Origin of the sequence: Sphingomonas lycopersici (genome assembly GCF_026130605.1) — a bacterium.
Taxonomy (GTDB): Bacteria; Pseudomonadota; Alphaproteobacteria; order Sphingomonadales; family Sphingomonadaceae; genus Sphingomonas; species Sphingomonas lycopersici.
Map to the genome: position 1 here is coordinate 88,593 of NZ_JANFAU010000002.1, position 19,323 is coordinate 107,915.

A 19,323-nucleotide genomic window follows, 5' to 3' on the forward strand; every position below is an offset into this window, starting at 1 on the left:
CGACAGGCTCAGCCCGAACGGGGATGATGTAATCCCGAACTATTTAAGCGAACGACACCTTCGTAGTACGATAGCGCAGCGCCCCGCCGATGCCGAGCATGCCGAGCATCATCATCGCCCAGGTCGCCGGCTCGGGAACGCCGCCGCCACCCGGCCCGGTGATCGGAACATAGGAGGTGATGTTGGTCACCGACGCGTCGCCGATGTTGACGTAACCGTTGACGAGATTGTTGAAGGTGGGATTGTTTTGCGCGTCGAGCGCGACCACCGACAGGCTGCCGCCCTGAATCTGCAGCTGATATTGCGCGCCCTGGAACGCGAAGTTGGCAAGGTAGAAGAAGCCGTTGAACTTCCCGTTGTTATACTGGATCGCCATCGGCGCGATCGCGTCGGCGGCGGTGAAGGTCAGCCCGCCGAAATTGAACACGAACTGATCCGAAGCGGGGATGTTCGCCGCATCGGGGAAGCTGTTGGCGAGCACGTTGACGAACCCCGATCCCGCGGCCGGGATCAGATCGTTGTCGAACACGAAGCTGCCGGTGAAGGTCTGCCCCGGGAAATAGCCATTGCCGCTGAACGGCGCCTTCACATTGGCGTTGCCGCCGAAGGTGCCGGCGGAGAAATCGGCCATATTGTAGACATCGGCCAAGGCTGGGGTCGAAACGACGAACGCAACCGCCGCGATCGCGGGCATGAGCATGCGAGACATGTGGGCATCTCCCCTCTCTGGTTATCCCTGAATTAACCAAATTTATCGGGACGCAAACCCATATGCGAGGGGAAAGTTTCATGTTGCTAACGATTTGGGTGCGGCCGCCCCAGGGGCAGGGGGCCGCACCCGCAATCGGATCAGGCGAAGATCTTCGCCCAGCGCCGCTCGGCGCGATCCTTCCACAGCCCGCGATGATAGGCGTCGGAGGCCAGTAGCGGCATCACGCTGCCCGCTTCGGCGAACACCATCTGCTCGATCCCGGTGTTGACCTTGCCCCAGCTCGCCGCCTCCTGCAGCGTCGAGGAGGAGCAGGCGCCGTCGCGCACGTCGGCGACGGTGATCTGCACCGCGTATTTGTGCACCTCGACGTCTTCATGGCCAAGGATCTCGGCGCAGACCACCGTGTCCTGGATGAAGTTCTTGGGCACCCCGCCGCCGATCATCAGCAGGCCGGTGGTGCCGGCCTGGATTTTGATCTCGGTCAGCTCGCGGAAATCAGCCACCGCGTCGATCATCAGATAGGGCTTGCCGGCCTTCATCTGATCGACCTGATGCTTGACGAGCCCGAAGCCGGCCGAGCTGTCGACGAACGCCGGGCAGAAGATCGGCACGTCATGCTCATAGGCGAGCTTGACGAGGCTGTTTTCCTTCTTGCCGTGCTCCGACAGGTAACGCCCCATCTCCCGGATGAAGGCGCGCGAGGAATAGGCACGCGGTTCCAGCTCGTTCGCGATCTTGTTGATCGTGAAGTCGCAGTCCTGCAGCTGCTCCTCGTCGATATAGGTGTCGTAGATGCGATCGATGTAGAGCGAGCGCAGCGTATCGTCGTCGGGGATTTCGAGCGCCTGGTAATGCTTGTGGCCGAGGCCCTCGAAGAAATCCATGTCGACGATCGTCGCGCCGGTGGCGACCACCACGTCGACCATCTTGTTGCGCACCAGATCGGCATAGAGGTCCATGCACCCGCCGGCTGAGGTCGAGCCGGCGATCACCAGCACGACGGTGCAGTCCTTGTCCGCCAGCATCTGGTTGTAGATGTTGGTCGCGCGGCCGAGATCGCGGCTGGTGAAGCTCATGTCGGCCATCGCATCGACGATCGGGCGCGCGTCGAAGCTCTTGATGTCGATATGCTTGACCTGCTTCGACAGCAGTTCCTGCTTGCGATTGTCGTTGATCGGCGCGTTGGCCGCGGCGGTCTTGTTGAGCGTATCGGTCATGGGGTCTCCCATTCTTGTACCCGTCGTCGTTATGGGGACGCGGAAACCCAAAGGGTCCGCTATGCCGGCTTCACGTCGGCATAGCGGACCCGGATTGCGCCGCTATTACAGCGTTACGACGTTGTTCGCGACCTTCGGCTCGATATCGGCGTAGAGCGAGACCATCGGCTCGTCCGTCGTGACGATCGTCTCATCCGAACCGAAGCCGTTGAACGCGGTGCGCATCGCCGCGCCATAGGCGCCGAGCATCCCGATCTCGATATAATCGCCGGCCTGCACGTCCGCGGGGAGCAGGAACGGCCCGACCATATGGTCGAGGTCGTCGCAGGTCGGGCCGTAGAACGAGAAGGGGTGGTCGCGCACCGTCGACTGCGGCTCGCGCAGCAAGGTGACAGGGAAACGCCAGCCGATATGCGCCGCATCGAACAACGCGCCATAGGCGCCATCGTTGATATACAGCTCGTTGCCGCGGCGCTTTTCGACGCGCACGACCAGCGAGCTATATTCGGCGCACAAGGCACGGCCCGGCTCCGCCCACAGTTCGGCCGAATAGCTGACCGGCAGGCTCTCGAACGCGCGGTGGATCGTCTCGAAATAACGCTCCAGCGGCGGCGGCTCCATCCCGGGATAGGAGGAGGGGAAGCCCCCGCCGACATCGATCACGTCGACGGTGACCGCCGCCTCGACGATCGCCAGCCGCACGCGCTCCATCGCCTCGGCATAGGCCTCGGGGGTCATCGCCTGGCTGCCGACGTGGAAGCAGATGCCGAGCGCATCCGCCGCCTGGCGCGCCGCGAACAGCAGCGGCTTCGCCTCATGCGCGGCGACGCCGAACTTGGAGGCGAGGCTAAGCTTCGAATGTTCGGACGACACGCGCAGCCGGACGCACAGCGTCAGGTCGCTGGCATTCTTGGTCGCGCGGACGATCTTCTCCAGCTCTTCCAGGCTGTCGAGGCTGAACACGCGCACGCCGTGGGTGAAATACGCCTCGGCGATCGCTTCCTCGGCCTTCACCGGGTGCATGAAGCAGAGCGTCGCGCCGGGCACGGTGCGCGCGACGAGGCGCACCTCCGCGATCGAGGCGACGTCGAAATGCGTGATGCCATTCGCATAGAGGGTCGCGATCAGCTCGGGGCTGGGATTCGCCTTCACCGCATACATCGACCGACCCGGAAACTTCTCGACGAAGAATCGGGCGGCCCGCGCGGCGGCGTGCGGACGGATCAGCGTCACCGGCTGAACCGGTGTCCGCTTCGCAATGTCGATGGCTCCGTCAACAGCGGTGACGGGGATAATCGAGGGGGACGCTAGCCCCAGCGCGCTATGATGCTTGTGCAACTCAAGGGACCTCCAATTGCCTCGCGGCGGTTCGTCGAAAAAAGCTGCCTTGCGGTTGGAAGTCCCATGGGGCAGCGGACGGGCGAGTTAGGGTCGCTGGACCCGAATGTAAAGTGGTTTCAGATGAGGCGAGATCGATCGTGACTATTGTAAGACAGCCAACCCGTGCCGGGGTGCGTGACGCAGCCGCAAAAATCGCCGCGATTCTGCCGCCTACGCCGCTTTTCGTTCATGAAATCAACAACGTGCCGATCGCGTTCAAGGCCGAGACATTGCAGCCGATCGGCGCCTTCAAGATCCGTGGCGCGTGGCATCGACTCACCGCGCTGGATGAGGATTCGCGCCGCCGCGGGGTGGTGGCTTTCTCGTCGGGCAATCACGCGCAGGGAATCGCCTGGGCGGCGCGGCGGCTGGGAATCGCGGCGACGATCGTGATGCCGGCGGACGCGCCCGCCGCGAAGCGCGACGCGACGCTCGCGCTGGGCGCCGAGGTGGTCGATTACGACCGCGCCACCGAAAGCCGCGAACTGATCGCCGGGCGACTCGCCGAGGCGCGCGGCGCGACATTGGTGCCGAGCTTCGACGATCCCTGGGTGATCGAAGGGCAGGGGAGCGCCGCGATCGAGGCCACGCAGCAGATGATCGCGGTGGGCCTCGGCGAGCCGACTCATGCCGTCGTGCCATGCGGCGGCGGCGGGCTTTCGGCGGGAATCGCGCTCGCGCTGCCCGAGGCGCAGATCACCGTCGTCGAGCCCGAGGGCTGGGACGATATGGCGCGCAGCCTCGAGGCGAGCTGGATCGAGCCGGTCGGCCCCAATCCACCGCCCACGGCGTGCGACGCGCTACAGACGCGCGAGGTGTCGCCGCTGACCTTCGAGGTGCTGGCGCGGCGCGATGCCAAAGGGGTCGCGGTGAGCGAGGAAGAGATCGCCGCAGCGCAGCGCTGGGCGGCGGAGCGGCTGCGGCTGGTGGTCGAGCCGGGTGGCGCGGTCGGCCTCGCGGCGATGCTGGCGGGCCGGGTGAAGCCCGCGCCGGGGATGCTGGTGATCCTGTCGGGCGGCAACGTCGATCTGGCGGCTTACGCGCGGGCGCTGGCCGGCGGATAACGGCAAAAGAAGCGCGGCAAAATAAAAGGGCAGCGAATCGAAATTCGCCGCCCCCCTGTTTTCTTCGCCTGAGCGTAAAGGCTTACGAAGCCTTCATGTTGCTCGAAACGTTGTTGAAGGTCTTGTTGAGCTGGTTGCCCAGGCCCTGCATCGCGGCGATCGCGGCGACCGCGATCAGCGCGGCGATCAGGCCATATTCGATGGCGGTCGCGCCCTTCGAATTCTTCAGGAACGTGCGGATCTTCTGCATTTCGTATCTCCAGTCGTATTCCAAACTTCAGTCACCCGACCGGATTGGGAGGCCCCCCATCCAGCCCAAAAAGCGTTAGGCTCCTGAAGTTGAGGAATGTTTAAGAGACGGTGTTCATCCGCCGGACCTTATGAGGCCTTCATGCTGGTCGAAACGTTGGTGAAGGTGGTGTTGAGCTGGTTGCCCAGGCCCTGCATCGCGGCGATCGCGGCAACCGCGATCAGCGCAGCGATCAGGCCATATTCGATGGCTGTCGCCCCCTTCGAATTCCTCAGAAAAATGCGAATCTTCTGCATTTCGTATCTCCGGTCGTATCCTAGAGCGTTACTCACCCGGCCGGATTGGAACCCCTCCCCAACCCAGGAAGGGAAATAGGATGCCCAAGTTGACGAAGGTTTAAGAGGTGCCGCTCAATGCGCGTTGGTCACCGCGCTGTTGATATTGTTCCACATGCCCGTGGTAACCGACGCAACCCCTTCGAAACTGGCAATCATTGTGATCACGATCAGCGCCACGATCAGTCCGTATTCGACGGCGGTGGCGCCACGCCGCGCCGCCACGAGCCGCGTGATGAAGAAGCGCATGCCGGTATTTCTTTCCGATCGCTCGCGGGACATGACGCCGGGATGGCAGAATAGGCTTAACGAAGTGTCGACATGCCCGCTTTGACCGAAATACTTCCCGTCGTCGCGGTGGCGCTCGCCGACGATCGGGGCCGCTTCCTGATGCAACAGCGCCCCGCGGGAAAGGCGCATGCCGGGCTATGGGAGTTTCCCGGCGGCAAGGTGGAGCGCGGCGAAACCCCTGAAGAGGCGCTATGTCGTGAACTGGCCGAGGAACTCGGCATCCATGTCATGCCCGACGACCTGTCGCCGTTCGCATTCGCTAGCGAGCCCGCGGGTGGGGGGCGGCATCTGATTCTGATGCTCTATCTATGTCGTCGCTGGGCCGGCACGCCGCATGCGATCGAGGCGGCGGCGTTATGTTGGGAGGCGCCGGCCGCGCTTGCTGCACTGCCGATGCCGCCGGCGGATGTGGTGCTGGTCGAGGCGCTGGGCGGGCGGATTGCGTCGGCCAGGAGGTCAGAAGGTTAGGGAAAGGGGAGTCGGCGAAGTCGCTGGCGACCCGGTTATTGCGGATCAACTCGCGCACGCGCCTACTTCCGTAGCGCCATTGGCAACGAAACGAATAACGCCGCGCTCTTTGTCGGCTCGCAAACAAAAAGACGGTGGCGGGCAGCATCGCCGCAATTACCTGTCGCAAAAGCGGAAATCGGTGTCCCTTGCGCGGGCCCGTAACACTTGGGGAATCTTGAGCGTAAACATTCGTAACGTTTCGTGTTTTTCTCTCAACCTTACGATTAGAAACTGGCACGTATCGCTCGTCCCAGCGATCGATCGCACCGCAACGCGCATCTTCCGATGGGCAAATCCCAAAGCAAAAGTGGGCAGCGGATGGCGACGGGCAAGTGCAGGATCACCGGCATAATAACAAATTAAGTTTTTGTTAATCTTCATTTTCTCGCGATTTGAGGGGGTCGGTGAGATGAAAATGAGCGCGTTGAGGATGCCCGCATCGCTCCCGCCGGCGCAGTTCCGCATTGCCGCTGCAACCGGTGGCGAATGGGCGAGCTTCTCGGGATTGCGGTCACTGGCATTCGGCGACTTTGTGCTGGAATACCAGGAGTTACTGCGGGTCAGTTGCGTTCGCGATGCAAAAAATGATGTCGTCGCAATCATTCTCGGTAATGCTTTCGACATCGCTTCCGGTGATTTCATCGATGGTAGCGAATTTCTCGACATCGAAAATGCCGCCGAACCGGCCGCCGCACTCGAGACGCTCTACGGTCGCCTTTACGGCTCTTTCGTGCTGATCGTTCGGATCGGGCAGCGTTATTTTCTCTATCTTGATGCATGCGGCACGATGTCTGTCGTCTATTCGCGCGATCGTGGCGTCGCAGGAGCCACCGCGACCGCCATCCTGTCGGATCGGGAATATGACCAGCTCTTCCGAGACGAACTCTATGAGAAGCTCGATATCGCCAAGCAAGGATGGTTCACTGCGGGATTGACGGCCCACCGATCGGTCGCGCGATTATTGTGCAATCACCGTCTTGATCTGCAATCGATGGAAAGTTCGCGGCATTGGCCGGTTGATGCGCCTATCCGCGCCGTTGATCCAGCGCCGGTGCTGGAAGAAATCATTGCGATCACGCGGGCAAATATCGACTGCTTTTACGGCAAATACCGCACCGCAATCGCGCTGACGGCGGGGCAGGACTCGCGCGCATTATTGAGTATCGCACGGCATCTGGCGAACGAAATCCTGGCCTATACGGTCGCAGCCGGTACGCCCGGAGCGGATCTCGACGCGGATATCGCCGCGCAGCTCGCGTGCATCGCGGGGATAAAATATAAGCGACTCCACCCCGTTCCGGACGACGGGGTTTCGGCGCGGCAATGGCATTATCGTTGTGGGCAGGCAGTCGGCGGCGGGCTCGATGCGATCTACACCTCGCTCCGGCAACTCGATTGCGTCGAGGCGATTCTCGAAGGCAATGTAGCGGAGGTTGCGCGCGGCTTCTTCTGGAAGAACTCCGATCACGCGAAAACGACAATCGACGCGCAGGCTTTGTGCGGGCGGTTTGGTTTGCCGCCGAACACGGAGACGCTGGAGGCGATCTCACAATGGCTTGAGGACGTTCCGGCGGGCGATGCGCAGTTCATCTTAGATCTTGCTTATCTGGAACTTCGCGTATCGCCCTGGGCATTTGCAGGAAGCTATGTCGATCCGCCGCTCCTCCACTTCAGCCCTCTTGCGTCGCGGGCGGTGATCTGCCGAATGTTTGAGCTACCCACCGCGTTCAAGCGCGACAACCTCTTCGGAAGCGCGATCGTCGGATCCGAATGGCCAGAATTGCTCGCGCTTCCGTTCAATCGTTACGGCGATTTCCGCGACGCCATCAGGATCGCCCGGAAAATGACCAAACCGCATCTGATCACCAAGAAACTACGCAAGATGATGTCGCGATAGCCACATCCCTTTGCAATCCTACGGAGCCTAGGACGTGCGCTCGCTCGCCCCTTCGAACATGATATGCGCGGTTGCGGCAATCGCGTTGCTGATCTTCGACGTGCTAGGTTGCGCGACGGAGGCGAACGCCCGGACATTCTATATCGATTATGTTGACGGCAACGACCGCGCTGCCGGAACCAGCCCGGCGGAAGCGTGGAAACATGCTCCCGGCGACAAAGCCGCCAGCGGCAATCCCGCGCTCTTGAAGGTCGTTCCGGGTGATCGTATCCTGTTTCACGGCGGTGTGCGCTACCGCGGGATGATCGACCTTGCCGCGAGCGGTAGCGACGGCAAACCGATCGCCTATCTCGGATCCGCCTGGGGCGCCGGGCGGGCGATCTTCACCGGGCTCGACGAAATGAGCGGATCCGCCTATTCGTGCGCCGACGCACCGGCGTGTCCGGAAACGTTGCGCACCGCGGCTTATTCGATCGTGGAGCTCTCGATCCCGATCCCCTATATCGCGCAGGTTCGTGTCGGCGGACGAATTTTAAAACTTGCTCAAAGCACCGCGAACGCCGCCTTGGCCCCGGATAGCGAAAATATCCGTACCCTCTTCCCGATCGCGCGCGACAACATCCGCAAAGATGGAGATTGGGTGACGGTCACGTCGCCGGAGATCGCACGGCTGTTGAGCGGCGACGCGACGCGCGACATTGCGGCGTCGATCCACGCCTTTCCGAACATCATCCATTATTCCGATGAAGCGCGCGCCGGCGGATCCGGCGATTCGCTGAGCTTTCACATTCCCAAATTCACGCTGGCCGCCAACGGCACCATGTCGTTCGCGCTCGCCAATCATCCGGCGCTGCTGACGCGTGAAGACCAGTTCATCACGCTGGACGGCGGCCGGAAACTGATCTTCCCCACCGCCGCACTGTCGCACGGGATATCGATCGAGGTTTCCCGCCGCCAAATCGGCTTCAATATCCACGGCCAGAGCCACATCGTGATCGATGGGTTCCAAATCGAGGGATTCGTCGGTGGGCCTCGGAATAGTGCCGGCGGCATCTCGATCAACAACACCAGTGCCGCACGCGACGTGACGATCAGCCGCAACGTCATCACCGATACTGCCAGCTATGGCCGCTCGGCGGTACTTTCGCTCAGCTTTATCGACGGGCTCAACATCAACGACAATCGGATTGCCCGCCATCTGATCGGGCGTGGAATCAGCCTCTATAAATCCCGCAACGTCTCTATTACCCGCAACGACATAAGCGATCTTACCTTTACGGGGATCCTCTCGATCACCAACAACGACGTCGACATCGGCTACAACCGGATCCGCAACGTCAATGGTGTCCACGGCAACGGCATCGCGATCTATCTCGCGAATCGGGATGTGCGTATCCACCACAACGACATCACCGAAAGCATCCGGCCGGTTACGTTTCACGGCGCCGATGACAATATGCCTATTGGGCTCAAGATCTATCGCAACCGCATCTGGGCGACCGGCCCCGCCTCACGCGCCGCACTGCAAAGCTGGGGGCGCGCGATCGATGTGGAGATCCGGTCCAACCTATTACTTGCCGAAGGAGGTGTCGGAGTCGATCTGCGCGACAGCGATCGGCAGATCATGCTGCGCCGCAATATCATCGACAGTCTGGTGCTCGGGCGATTGCCGCGAAACGAGATCACCGGCGCGGGCAACGTTTTTACCAAGCGCCGGGACAATGTGCCGGAGCTCGAAAAGACGCGCTTCGCCCCACGGTTGCGCACCGCCGCCGTTGCCGCATTTACTGGGCCTCCGGCGGGGCGGATTTGCGAGATCGTCAATTCCGATGAAATCGGGCCGCCGCATCACGAAGGCGGACTGGGCTCCGGGCAAGCGTGTAGCGCCGCCCCAAACAATGATATCACCGACACGAAACACTCGCATCGCGCCGGTCAGTAAGGAAATTAGATGGGAACCGCCCGGGCGCTGGTGAAGCGCGTTCTCCCCCCCAGTGCCCGCCAATCGGTCATCCGCATCCGCGCGTTGTTCCAACCGCCTCCTCTCGAAGAGATCGCGCTGCACGATTATGCGCCGATCGCGGATCAGAATCCGCACCTGCGTCTCACTTTGGTCATTCCAACGATCGATCCGGCCTTGACGTTCGGCGGCGTGACCACGGGCGTGGATATTTTTCTCGGATGCGCACGCCAACTCGGCGCGGATGTCCGTATCATCGTCGATGATTTCGGCGGCAATAATGCACGTCGGCCGATGATCGACAAGGCGGCACGCGGCTGGAACATTAACCCGGCCGCGATCGAAATAGCCGCTCGACACAAGCAGGTGCCGGAAATCGCGGTTCGCCGGAACGAGATCTTTTTTACGTTCAACTGGTGGACGACCAACAACACCCGCGCGCTCGTGCAATTCCAGCGCCGGTACTTTGCTTTGCCGCAGCGGCCATTGGTCTACCTGATTCAGGAGTATGAGCCGCTGTTCTACCCCTTTTCGACCACGCACATGTATGCGCGCGCCGCCTATGACAGCCGGGAGGAAACATGGGCGGTATGCAACAGTTCCTATCTCGACACTTATCTGGAATTGCTGGGGCATCGTTTTGCGCGACGATTCGTGTTCGAGCCCCGCCTGACGGAGGCGCTCGCACCGTTTCTCGACGGGCCGAAGCCGCCGAAGTCCAAGACCATTCTCGTTTACGGCCGCCCCATGACGAAGCGAAATTGTTTCCCGGCGGTGGTAGCGGGGCTGAGGCACTGGGCTGTCCACAACCCCCAGTTCGCCGATTGGGAGGTGCTTTCCGCCGGCGCTGCGCACGATCCGATCTCGCTCGGCGACGGCCGCAAACTGATCCCGCTCGGAAAACTTTCGCTTGAGGACTATGCTGGGCGATTGCTGTCGGCTGGGGTTGGCCTGTCGCTGATGGCGTCCGCACATCCGAGCTATCCGCCGCTCGAGATGGCCCATTTTGGCCTTCGCACGATCACGAATTCCTTCACGTGCAAGGATATGGCGCCGGCACACGGCAATTTCCTGTCGATTCCCGATATCTTCCCCGAAACGATCGCCAACGCGCTCGCGCTTGCCTGCACGGAGGTGGAGCGCGATCCTGACCGGGGCTGGAGCCGGCCGTCGAATATGCACGAGTTCCGCCTGCCAGGCCCGTTGCCTGTGATCGCGGAATTGGTGGAAGCGCTCAAGCAATTGCCGGGGCCGAACACCCCGCTCACCGCATCCCCGCCACCGGAAAGTGCAGCGTCGCGATCGTCTGGCCTTCGCGACGGGTGATCGCGATGTCGCCGCCCAGTTGCGAGGCGAGCGCGGCGATCAGGCGTTGTCCCATCCGCGCGCCGTCCCCGTCGGGCGGCGCATAGCCCACGCCGTCGTCGGCGACGCTGAGCTGCATCGCATCGGGGCGGAACGGATGCGGGCGCAGCCGGACGCCGACAGTGCCCGGCCGGTCGTCGGGATAGGCATGTTTGGCGATATTGGTCAGCAATTCGTTGGTGATCAGCCCGAGGATCACCGCCTGCGACAACGGCAGCCGGCATTCGTCGATCTCCAGATGGAGCGCGATCGGGCGCAGGTTGAACCGGCTCTGTCGCATATCGTCGCACAGATTGCCGAGAAACGCGCCGATCTCGACCGTTTCGCGCTCGGCTTCCTCGATCCGCAGCCGCTGATAGACCCGGCTCAGCACCACGATGCGCGATGCCACGCTGTCGAGCGCGGCGACGGCTTCGGGAGTGGCGGCGCTCTGGCGCATCAGCGAGGTGCTCGACACCAGCATCGCGAGGTCGTTGGCCAGCCGATGCGACAATTCGCGCAGCAGCGCGGCGGTGCGTTCCTGCGCGTGATGCGCGGCGGCGAGATCGGCGGCGAGTGCGTCGCGCTGGCGGTTGCGCCGCCCGACATACCAGGCGGCGATCAGCCCGAGCGTGATCGTCGCGATCAGCCCCAGCGCATCGTCCGGATCGGTCACCGCAAAGCCGTCGCCGGGCAGCACGAAGGCGAGTTCGAGCGCGCCGATCGCGATGCCGGCCAGCGCCGGTCCGCGCCCCGCGCCGCCCGCGATCACGGTGAAGGCGAGTGCCATGAAGATGCACAACAGCCATGGCCGATCGGGGGCGAGGTGCAGCCCGCCCAGCGTGACCGCGGTGACCAGCGCGATCGCGCCGGCGAACAGCAGCAGCGGGCGTTTGATCACGGGCATCACGGTCAATTCCAGACAGGTGTCGACCCGAGCCAACTTGCCGTCGCTTGCTTACGCCCACCTTACCCCGTGCGCCTCCCGGCGATATCCGGCGGCGGGTACGTAATGTGCCTGTAAGTCTGGGCTTGTAGGGGCGGCGGAGCCTCGCCGGGAGGCGACGTTGTTATCAACCCATTTTGTCCGCAGGGCCGCTTGACCGACGAACCAGCCTCCATCCCGCCCTTGCCGGCGGCCCGTATCATGAGCAACGGCGCGCAATTGCGGCTGATCGGTCTTGCCGCGGTCGCGCTGGTCGCGCTGCTGCTGGTGATCGCCGGCGTCCGCGCGCTGCTGGCGCCTGCGCCCGCGCCGCCGGAGAAATTGCCGGCGGGCGCGTTCCGCCCGACCCGCGAGCAGCTCGCGCAGCTGACGATCGCGCCGGTACGCAGCGGCGCCGACAGCACGCTGATCCGCGCGAATGGCGCGATCGCGGTCGACGGGGATCGCAGCACGCCGGTGCTGCTGCCGTTTTCGGGGCAGGTGATCGCGGTCTATGTCGAGCCGGGTCAGCGGGTCGCGCCGGGCCAGCCGCTGCTGCGCATCGCCTCGCCGGAAATGGTCGACGCGCGCAACACGCTCGCCGCCGCCGGCGCGCAACAGGCAAGCGCGACCGAAGCGCTGCGCGTCGCCGAAGCCAATGCGGCACGGCAGAAAGCGATTTACGAAACCGCGGGCGGCGCGCTGAAGGATTATAGGCAGGCGCAGGCCGATCTCGTTGCGGCGCAATCGGCGGCGCGCACCGCACAATCGGCGGTGAACGCGGCGCAGAACCATCTCGCGATCTTCGGTCACGGTGGGGGCAATGCCAGCCAGCCGGCGACGATCTATCGCGCGCCGGTCGGCGGGCTGATCGCCGATCGCAACGTCGCGCCAGGACAGTTCGTCACCGCGGGAAGCACCGCGCCGCTGATGACGATCACCGATCCGACGCGGGTATGGCTGGTCGCGCAGCTCGCCGAAAGCGACGTGGCGTCGGTCCATGTCGGCGATCAGGTCGAAGTGACCACCCCGGCGCTGCCCGGCCGCACCTTTGCCGCGCGGGTCGACAATGTCGGCGCGGCGCTCGATCCCGCCAGTCACCGCCTTGCGGTGCGCGCCACGATCAGCAACCCGGACGGCGCGCTCAAGCCGCAGATGTTCGCCTCCTTCACGATCCGCCGCCAGACCGGCGGGGCGGACGGCATTTTCGTGCCCGCGTCGGCGGTGATCCATGAGGGCGACACCGCACGCGTGTGGATCGTCGGGCGCGACAAATTGCTCTATGCGCGCGCGGTGACGACCGCGCCGGGCGAGGGCGGGCAGATCCGTATCGTCACCGGGCTGACGCCGGGCGACCGCGTGGTGACCGCCGGCGCCTTGTTCGTGAACGAGGCGGGTATCGACCAATGAACCGGCTGGTCGAGCTGGCGCTGCGCCAGCGGATGCTCGTGCTCACCCTGCTGATCGGGCTGATCATGGCGGGGGTGGTAGGGTTCGCCAACCTCAATATCGAGGCCTATCCCGATCCCGTCCCGCCGATGGTCGAGGTGCTGACCCAGAGCAACGGCACCTCCGCCGAGGAGATGGAACGCAACGTCACCACCCCGATCGAGGTGGCGATCGCGGGGCTGCCGCATCTCACGGCGGTGCGCTCGATCTCCCTGTTTGGCCTGTCCGACGTGAAGATCCAGTTCAGCTATGACGTGACGTTCCGTGAGGCCGAGCAGTTGGTGCTCGGTCGCCTGTCGCAGATTCCGCCGATGCCCAACGGCGCGCAGCCGACCATCTCCCCCACCAGCCCGATCGGCGAAATCTATCGCTATCGCGTCGTCGGGCCGCCGGGCTATTCGGTGATGGACCTCAAGACGCTGCAGGATTGGGTGCTCCAGCGTCGTTTCAAGCGGCTGCCGGGTGTGGTCGACGTCACCGGCTGGGGCGGCAAATTGCGGACCTATGAGGTGCGGCTCGATCGCGACAAGCTCGTTGCGCACGGCGTCACCGTGCCGCAGGTGCTCGCGGCGATCGGCAAGAGCGACGGCAATGTCGGCGGCCAGACGGTCAATTTCGGCGAGCAGGCGGCGATCGTCCGCGGGGTCGGGCTGATCCAGTCGGTCGAGGGCATCCGCGACGTGATGGTCGGGATGGGCGGGACGACCCCGGTACTGCTGCGCGATGTCGGTACCATCGAGATCGGCAACATGCCGCGGCTCGGCATCGCCGGCGACGGGCAGACCGACGATGTGGTGATGGGCATCGTGCTGATGCAGCGCGGTGCGCAATCGATGCCCGCGATCCGCGCGGTGGAGCAGGAGGTCGAGACGATCAACGCCGGCGGAGTGCTGCCGCCCGGCGTGCATCTCGAACGGATCTACGACCGCTCGAACCTGATCGGCGTGACGACCCATACGGTGATGCACAATCTGGTCGCCGGGGTGCTGCTGATCTGCCTGCTGCAATGGCTGTTCCTCGGCAATCTGCGCAGCGCGTTGATCGTCGCGGTGACCATTCCCTTCGCGCTGTCGGTCGCGGTGCTGGTGCTGATCCTGCAGGGCGAATCCGCCAATCTGCTGTCGCTCGGCGCGCTCGATTTCGGGCTGATCGTCGATGCGAGCGTGATCATGGTCGAGGCGATCTTCCGCCGGATGGTCGATCGCTCGCACAATATCGGCAGCGGGCGGATCCACGCCAGCACCGCCAACCGCTTCTCGGCTATTCTTCACGCGTCGAGCGATGTCAGCCGCGGCATCTTCTTCGCCGCGGCGATCATCATCGCGAGCTTCCTGCCCTTGTTCACGCTGACCGGGGTGGAGGGGCATATCTTCGGCCCGATGGCCAAGACCTATGCTTATGCCATCGCCGGCGGGCTGGTCGCGGCGTTCACCGTCGCCCCGGTGCTCTCGGCGCTGTTGCTGCCGGACAAACTGGCCGAGGTCGATACCTGGGTCGTCCGGCAGCTCAAGCGCGTCACCGAGCCCGCGGTGGGCTTTGCCCTCGCCAATCGCGTGCTGACGCTCGGCATCACCGGGCTCGCGCTCGCCGCGTCGCTTTATGCGGTGCGCGTGCTGGGGGTCGAGTTCCTGCCGCATCTGGAGGAGGGCAATCTCTACATCCGCGCGACGCTGCCCCCGTCGATCTCGCTCGAGGCGGGGCAGCCGGTGGTCAATGGTATCCGCCGCATCGTCGCCGCCCGCCCCGAGGTGGAGCGCGTCGTCTCGACCCACGGGCGCCCCGACGACGGCACCGATGCGACCGGCTTCTTCAACGCCGAATTCTATGCCCCGCTGAAACCCGCCGAGGACTGGCCGTCGGGGGCGAGCAAGGAGAAACTGACATCCGAGCTGCAACGGAAATTGCAGGCGCGCTATCCCGGGGTCGATTTCGAATTCTCGCAATATATCGAGGATAATGTCGACGAGGCGTCGTCGGGCGTAAAGGGCGCCAATTCGATCAAGGTATTCGGCAACGATCTGGAGACGCTCGAAAAGGTCGCCGGCGCGATCAAGGCGCAGATGGCACACGTGCCGGGTATCGCCGATCTCGGTGTGTCGGATTCGCTTGGCCAGCCGACCGTCCGCATCGATATCGATCGCCGCGCCGCCGCGCGCTACGGGCTGACCCCGGACGATATCAACCAGACGGTCGCCGCCGCGGTCGGCGGGCAATCGAGCGCCGATCTCTACGAAAAGGATACCGATCGGCATTTCCCGATCGTCGTCCGGCTCGATCCAGCGCAGCGCAACGATATCGAATCGCTCAACCGCATCACGATCGGCGCACCGGGGCCGGGCGGGAACGGTGTGGTCCAGGTGCCGCTATCCGAAGTGGCGAAGATCCGCCTGACCTCTGGCGCCTCGTTCATCTATCGCGAGCATCAGGAACGCTATGTCCCGATCAAGTTCAGCGTGCGCGGGCGCGATCTGGGCAGCGCGGTCGACGAGGTGAAGGCGCGGATCGCCAAGCATGTCGTGCTGCCGCCGGGCTATCATCTCGAATGGGCGGGCGAACTCGGCAATCTCGCCAATGCGGTCGCGCGGTTGCAGATCGTCGTGCCGGTCAGCTTGTTGCTGATCCTCATCCTGCTGTTCGCCAATTTCGGATCGATCCGCGATACCTTGCTCGCGTTCAGCGTGATCCCGATGGCGCTGATCGGCGGGGTGCTCGCGCTGGCGCTGACCGGCACGCCGTTCAGCATCTCCGCCGCGATCGGCTTCGTCGCCTTGTTCGGCATCGCGGTGATGGACGGGATCCTCGTCGTCACCACCTTCAACCAGCAGCTCAACGAAGGGATGGAGCGCGACGAGGCGCTGGCGATGACGGTGCGGCATTGCCTGCGCCCGGTGGTGATGACCTGTCTCGCGGCGGCGATCGGCCTGTTGCCGGCGGCGATTTCGAGCGGGATCGGCAGCCAGGTGCAGAAGCCGCTGGCGCTGGTCGTGGTCGGCGGGATGACGCTGGCGCCGGTGTTGATCCTGATGGTGCTGCCGGTGCTGATCGCGCGTTTCTCGCGCCACGACAGCGGGCTGCTGGAGCGCAAACCTCAGCAGCCAGATGCCGATCAGGCGCAGGCGGAGCCGGCATGATGCGCGTCGTTTTGCTTTCGCTCCCGCTCGTGGTGCTGGTTGCCGGGTGCACCGTCTCGCCGGCGCATCCGGGGACACAGGCGGCGCTGCCGCCCGCACGCCGGTCGCAGACGATTGCCCCTGCAAGTGGCACGGCGCAGCAGGTGGATGTCGGCGCGCCGCCGCTTGCGCAATGGTGGCGTGCGTTCGGCAGCGCCAAGCTCGACGCGTTGGTCGAGACCGCGCTGGCGCATAACGAGGACCTCGCCACCGCCGAGGCCAATCTGCGTCAGGCGCAGGAACAGGCGCGCGCCACCGCGGGCGGGCAGGGGCCGCAGGCCGATCTCAACTATCAGGTGCAGCGCGCCCGCGTGTCGAACGCGTTGCAGACCCCGCTCGCCGATCAATCGATCAACCTCTACACGCTCCACACCGCACAGGTGACGGTGGCCTATCCGCTCGATCTGTTCGGCGAGGGGCGCAATCGCGTCCGCTCGGCGCGCGCGGCGGCGGAGGTGGCGGCGCATCGGCTCGACGCGGCGCGGATCACCGCAATCTCCAATCTGGTGCAGGCGGCGATCCAATATGCCGCGCTCGACGCGCAGGCCGAGGCGACGCGCAAGGCGATCGCCGACAATCGCGCGCTCGTCGCGATGCTCGAACGGCGGCGCGCGCTCGGCGATGTCGGGCTGTCCGATGTCACCGCGCAGCAGACCGTGCTCGCCAATGCCGAGGCGGCGTTGCCGCCGCTGGAGCGACAGCGCGCGCATCAGGCCGGGCTGATCCTCTCGCTGCTCGGCAGGCCCGCCGGGTCGCCGCTGCCGCCGCTGCCGGCGATGACCGACCTGCATCTGCCCGCCGATCTGCCCGTCGCGCTCCCGTCCGATATCGTCGCGCACCGCCCCGACGTCCAGGCGGCGGCGGCGCAGGTGCGCGGGGCGGCGGCCGATGTCGGTGCGGCAATGGCGGCGCGCCTGCCGTCGATCACGCTCAGCGGGCAGGCGGGGGGCTCGGCGACGCATTTTGCCGATATGTTCGCCAGCGGGAATCCGTTCTTCTCGCTGATCGGCGGGATCACCCAGCCGTTATTTCATTCGGGGCAATTGCTCCACCAGAAGCATGCGGCCGACGCGGCGCTCGATGCGGCCAAGGCGCAATATCGCGCGGCGGCGCTGCAGGCCTTCCTCGATGTCGACGACGCGCTGTCGGGGCTGCGCACCGATGCTGCCGCACTCGACGCGGCGACCCGCGCCGACGACGCCGCCAGTCGCACGCTGGTGATGACGCGGCGGCAGATGGAGTTGGGCGCAGTCGGCAGTTTCGCGCTGCTCAATGCCTCGTCGGCGGCGTCGCAGGCGGCGGTACAGCGCATCCAGGCGACCGCGGCGCGGCTCACCGATACGGTGGCGTTGTTCCAGGCGTGCGGAACGCCCGTTACGGGAAAATAAGTCCACCTCCGTTCGCCCTGAGCTTGTCGAAGGGCGTCCTGCCGGTCGTGAGGTGGGGACGCCCTTCGACAGGCTCAGGGCGAACGGCGTATCTGACGCACCGCGCTACGTCTGGAGCATATAACCCACGCCGCGCACCGTCTGGACGGTGAGCGCAAGTCCCGCCTCCTTCAGATGCCGGCGGATGCGATGGATATAGACTTCCACCGCATTCGACCCGAGCGAATCGCCCGCGCCGAACAATTGATCCTCCAGCACGCGCTTGGGCACCACGCGATTGGGCTGGCGCATCAGCAGTTCGAGCAATTCGCCCTCGCGTACCGAAAATTCCAGCGCAGCGCCCTCGGCGCGAAACTGCCGCGCCTCGGTATCGAGTTCGAGCGTGCCGGCGCGGAGCAGCCGGTCCTTATACCCCGAGTCGCGCCGCAGGATCGCCAGCACCCGCGCGTGGAGCTCGTCGAAGTGGAACGGCTTGGACATATAATCGTCCGCCCCGGCGCTGAGGCCGCGGATGCGGTTTTCCACCTCGCCGCGCGCGGTGAGGATGATGATCGGTTCGCTGCGCTGCGCCGCGCGCAGCCGTTTGAGCAGATCGAGCCCATCCTCGTCGGGCAGCCCGAGATCGAGGATGACGAGCGCGTAGCGCGTCGTGCGGATCAATATATCGGCATCGCCGGCATTATGCGCGAGATCGCAATGCAGATGGCGCGCGGCGAAAGCTTCGCCGATCGCCTGGGCCAGCTCGATATTGTCCTCGACGACCAGCAACCTCATCGCCGCCTCATGCGACGCGCGCGGCGGTCGTGCAATGCGCGATCAGTCGTGCGGGCCGGCATAGCCGGGCAGATACGCCGCCTCCGCCCCACGCGCGATCGTCAGCGCCTTTTCGACCGCGGTGTCGAAATCGCTCTCCAGCAGCGCGGGCTTGATGCGGTGGCGCAGGAAATCGGCCCAGAGGAATTCGGAATAGGGCGTATCGTCCTTGGCATAGCCGCCCGCGCGACGGAGCTGGCCGGCGAGCGAGCGATAGGGATCGTCGCGCAGCCGCGAGAGCTTCTTGGGCAGGTCCGCCGCCGACTTGCGCACGCCCTTCTCGTCGAACGGGTGGAGCCAGTTGCGGTTGTCCATCACCGTCAGGAAGGTCTCGCGCGACAAATGGCTGAGATCGGCGACGATTCGCACCAGCACCTGCTGCTGCCCGGCCTCCATCAGCGCGACCGCGAGGTGGTGGTTGTCGATGATCCACGGCCGCTGCTTCGGCCCGAGGATCGCGGGGAGCAGATGGTGCGACAGGAAGGCGCCGCCCGCTTCGTGCGAGCGCTCCTCCCAGTCACGGCGCTTGCGGGCGACCTCGCGCCGGCCGACCGTCATCTGGGTCGGGCGGAGCTCAGCGAGCGGGGTCGGGTGGAGGATCGGTGGGCAGTCCTGCAT

General features: G+C 64.6%; 17 protein-coding genes. 8 read left to right on the top strand and 9 right to left on the bottom strand.

The genetic code is table 11. From position 1 onward, the window contains the following. Window positions 1-43: 43 nt before the first annotated feature. The 3 genes from NED98_RS03650 to NED98_RS03660 form a co-directional block, all read right to left on the bottom strand. Window positions 44-709, bottom strand: coding sequence for a PEPxxWA-CTERM sorting domain-containing protein (locus NED98_RS03650; protein ID WP_265311983.1), 666 nt, complete (start codon window positions 707-709; stop codon window positions 44-46). 140 nt (window positions 710-849) lie between these two features. Then, on the bottom strand, window positions 850-1,929 hold the full coding sequence (locus NED98_RS03655) for a 1,9-bis(guanidino)-5-aza-nonane synthase (protein ID WP_179511492.1): 1,080 nt from the start codon (window positions 1,927-1,929) through the stop codon (window positions 850-852). 105 nt (window positions 1,930-2,034) lie between these two features. Further along, window positions 2,035-3,267 carry a type III PLP-dependent enzyme gene (locus NED98_RS03660; protein ID WP_179511493.1) on the bottom strand — a complete coding sequence of 411 codons (1,233 nt, stop codon included), beginning with the start codon at window positions 3,265-3,267 and terminating at the stop codon, window positions 2,035-2,037. Between the two features lie 173 nt (window positions 3,268-3,440). Between NED98_RS03660 and NED98_RS03665 the strand changes: the two genes are divergently transcribed. After that, window positions 3,441-4,373, top strand: a complete 933-nt coding sequence (locus NED98_RS03665) for a threonine ammonia-lyase (protein ID WP_265312300.1) — start codon at window positions 3,441-3,443, stop codon at window positions 4,371-4,373. Window positions 4,374-4,455: 82 nt separating this feature from the next. On the opposite strand, the gene NED98_RS03670 is transcribed toward NED98_RS03665, so the two are convergent. The 3 genes from NED98_RS03670 to NED98_RS03680 all read right to left on the bottom strand — a co-directional run bounded on the left by NED98_RS03670 (window position 4,456) and on the right by NED98_RS03680 (window position 5,207). Then, entirely contained in the window at window positions 4,456-4,623 is a 168-nt protein-coding gene (locus tag NED98_RS03670) for a Flp family type IVb pilin (RefSeq protein ID WP_179511495.1), read from the bottom strand. Window positions 4,624-4,751: 128 nt separating this feature from the next. Then, entirely contained in the window at window positions 4,752-4,919 is a 168-nt protein-coding gene (locus NED98_RS03675) for a Flp family type IVb pilin (RefSeq protein ID WP_265269204.1), read from the bottom strand. Window positions 4,920-5,033: 114 nt separating this feature from the next. Then, entirely contained in the window at window positions 5,034-5,207 is a 174-nt protein-coding gene (locus tag NED98_RS03680; protein WP_173399396.1) for a Flp family type IVb pilin, read from the bottom strand. A 72-nt stretch (window positions 5,208-5,279) separates the two neighbouring features. Here NED98_RS03680 and NED98_RS03685 point away from each other — a divergent pair, with 72 nt between their 5' ends. The 4 genes from NED98_RS03685 to NED98_RS03700 all read left to right on the top strand — a co-directional run bounded on the left by NED98_RS03685 (window position 5,280) and on the right by NED98_RS03700 (window position 10,942). Then, window positions 5,280-5,717, top strand: coding sequence for a (deoxy)nucleoside triphosphate pyrophosphohydrolase (locus NED98_RS03685; RefSeq protein ID WP_265311984.1), 438 nt, complete (start codon window positions 5,280-5,282; stop codon window positions 5,715-5,717). A 451-nt stretch (window positions 5,718-6,168) separates the two neighbouring features. After that, a complete protein-coding gene (locus tag NED98_RS03690; RefSeq protein WP_265311985.1) occupies window positions 6,169-7,656 on the top strand; it encodes a hypothetical protein in 1,488 nt (495 codons plus the stop codon). Window positions 7,657-7,690: 34 nt separating this feature from the next. Further along, window positions 7,691-9,598, top strand: coding sequence for a right-handed parallel beta-helix repeat-containing protein (locus NED98_RS23260; protein ID WP_265311986.1), 1,908 nt, complete (start codon window positions 7,691-7,693; stop codon window positions 9,596-9,598). A gap of 9 nt (window positions 9,599-9,607) precedes the next feature. Beyond that, on the top strand, window positions 9,608-10,942 hold the full coding sequence (locus NED98_RS03700) for a rhamnosyltransferase WsaF family glycosyltransferase (RefSeq protein ID WP_265311987.1): 1,335 nt from the start codon (window positions 9,608-9,610) through the stop codon (window positions 10,940-10,942). On the opposite strand, the gene NED98_RS03705 is transcribed toward NED98_RS03700, so the two are convergent. Beyond that, entirely contained in the window at window positions 10,881-11,867 is a 987-nt protein-coding gene (locus NED98_RS03705; protein WP_265311988.1) for a sensor histidine kinase, read from the bottom strand. The two genes, NED98_RS03700 and NED98_RS03705, sit on opposite strands and share 62 nt — an antisense overlap. A 240-nt stretch (window positions 11,868-12,107) precedes the next feature. On the opposite strand from NED98_RS03705, the gene NED98_RS03710 reads away from it, so the two are divergent. Genes NED98_RS03710 through NED98_RS03720 form a run of 3 tightly spaced genes read left to right on the top strand, consistent with a single transcriptional unit; the run spans window position 12,108 to window position 17,892 of the window. Further along, a complete protein-coding gene (locus NED98_RS03710) occupies window positions 12,108-13,295 on the top strand; it encodes an efflux RND transporter periplasmic adaptor subunit (protein WP_265311989.1) in 1,188 nt (395 codons plus the stop codon). Continuing rightward, window positions 13,292-16,465: an efflux RND transporter permease subunit gene (locus NED98_RS03715; protein ID WP_265311990.1), complete on the top strand. Its 3,174-nt coding sequence runs from the start codon at window positions 13,292-13,294 to the stop codon at window positions 16,463-16,465. The genes NED98_RS03710 and NED98_RS03715 overlap by 4 nt, the downstream gene beginning before the upstream one ends. Next, complete coding sequence (locus NED98_RS03720) at window positions 16,465-17,892, top strand: efflux transporter outer membrane subunit (protein WP_432423299.1); 1,428 nt, start codon at window positions 16,465-16,467, stop codon at window positions 17,890-17,892. Before NED98_RS03715 ends, NED98_RS03720 begins: the two co-directional genes overlap by 1 nt. 105 nt (window positions 17,893-17,997) lie before the next feature. On the opposite strand, the gene NED98_RS03725 is transcribed toward NED98_RS03720, so the two are convergent. After that, window positions 17,998-18,666, bottom strand: a complete 669-nt coding sequence (locus tag NED98_RS03725; protein WP_265269210.1) for a response regulator — start codon at window positions 18,664-18,666, stop codon at window positions 17,998-18,000. A gap of 42 nt (window positions 18,667-18,708) precedes the next feature. Beyond that, window positions 18,709-19,323 carry a ParB-like protein gene (locus NED98_RS03730; RefSeq protein ID WP_284699402.1) on the bottom strand — a complete coding sequence of 205 codons (615 nt, stop codon included), beginning with the start codon at window positions 19,321-19,323 and terminating at the stop codon, window positions 18,709-18,711.